A 1,563-nucleotide genomic window follows, 5' to 3' on the forward strand; every position below is an offset into this window, starting at 1 on the left:
TCTTCAGCAGGCTCGCAACCATACCGGACGTTTGCCGCAATGGCAGGCCGAACAACACCTTCACACTAAGGCAGAACTGGATGGCCGCATCGGAGAAGGTCTCCGGTCGTCCGCGTTTGCCGCATCGCTCGGCGAACCAGGTCATGTCGCGGTCAAACCAGACCAGCAGAGAGCCGCGCTTTCGAAGTGATGCGTTATAGTTGGACCAGTTCGTTGTTCGATAGCGGGAAGAGGCAGGCTTCGGCATGCCGCCGATCTAACCTACGGGATTCGCAAAGTGAATCCTCTACGGCCTTTGTGCAACAACGCCATCTATGGCGATGACGCGAGGGCAGGATTGTCACCAGCTTTTTTCAGGACATGGACATTGAAGTATTTGCTTATCGTCGCAATCGTTTCGAACATTGAGAATGTGCCGCCCTTCGTGGAGATCGAGGACTTTGACAGCAAAGCCGAATGTGAGGCTGCGGCCGGGATCTACACTCGGACAATCACCGAGCCCTTTAGCGGCCTGCAAAAGGTCTCGTGCCAGCCTCTAATCAAACCGACAAACTGAGCGTGAGTTCACGAAATCGTCGGTTAAAGCTGACCGGCTTTTCAAGCTAAGGAACCCAGCCAAACCGATCACGAAAGGATTTCGCCATGAAACTCTTACCAATAGCAGCAATCGCAGCCCTGTCAGCAACCGGGCTTGCAGCCCAAGAAAAAGCCTTGACCACCGCAGAGATCCAGGAGCTGCTTGTGGGCAATACCGTTGAAGGCATTCATTTCGGCACCCACACCAGACAGTATTTCTCTCCATCAGGATTGACGCTTTGGATAAAGAGCGGCGACGAAACCCCATCTGAAGCCCGGTACAAGATCGAGGACGATCAGTATTGCTCTAGCTGGGTCGGGTTGTGGTCTGATCCTGAGTGGGGCTGCTTTTCCATAGTGCATGACGAAAAACAGGGGCTCTACTACTACCTGGCCCAACCGCCCCGAACGTGCACAGATGGGGGTTATGAGGAACGTATAGAGAACGTATGATGGAGTGGCCGTTCGCTGCGCCGTGCGTGAACGGGTAAGATGCGGGACTTTTCTGCCATTCGCTGCACGCGGGCCAAAGGCGGGTTGGTGCGGTTTGCAGACAGAATAAATAACCGCGCAGACAGCTTTAGGTCTGCCCAATATGAAGAGTGTTCTGTTGCGAGGCTTGCTTGCCGGTACTGGCTTTGCGCGTTCGCGGGTGATTGATTTCAAAGAAAAAGAAAACTGTCTCATTGTCCACTGATGAGACAGTTTTCGTGGAACGCATGGAAAGCCCAGTTCCGCACTTTCGGCGTCTCCTACATTCCTCGATAATTCAGAACAAGAATAGACATGCAATTTTCTGTCGGGCGGTCCGAGCAGAGGGATATCATAAAACTTGCAACGGGAATTTATTGAAGTGACGACGACATACAAAAACAGCGCGATCTCAATCGACAAGCGTGTTGGAAGCCTATACAAATCTGCTCCAGCGGTTATGACACCCTACAGCCAACTGGTGAAAGCAGCGTCCGGCAACGGCGCGTTGGATAG

At 52.9% G+C, this 1,563-nt stretch carries 2 protein-coding genes; one reads left to right on the forward strand and one right to left on the reverse strand.

The genetic code is table 11. The features are described from left to right. On the reverse strand, positions 1-247 hold a 247-nt coding region (locus ACP151_RS21370; RefSeq protein WP_424979233.1), incomplete at its 3' end, for a transposase. A gap of 395 nt (positions 248-642) precedes the next feature. Here ACP151_RS21370 and ACP151_RS21375 point away from each other — a divergent pair. Next, positions 643-1,029: a hypothetical protein gene (locus ACP151_RS21375; RefSeq protein WP_096873655.1), complete on the forward strand. Its 387-nt coding sequence runs from the start codon at positions 643-645 to the stop codon at positions 1,027-1,029. Positions 1,030-1,563 lie beyond the last annotated feature (534 nt).

Origin of the sequence: Leisingera sp. S232 (assembly GCF_049800895.1) — a bacterium.
GTDB lineage: Bacteria > Pseudomonadota > Alphaproteobacteria > Rhodobacterales > Rhodobacteraceae > Leisingera.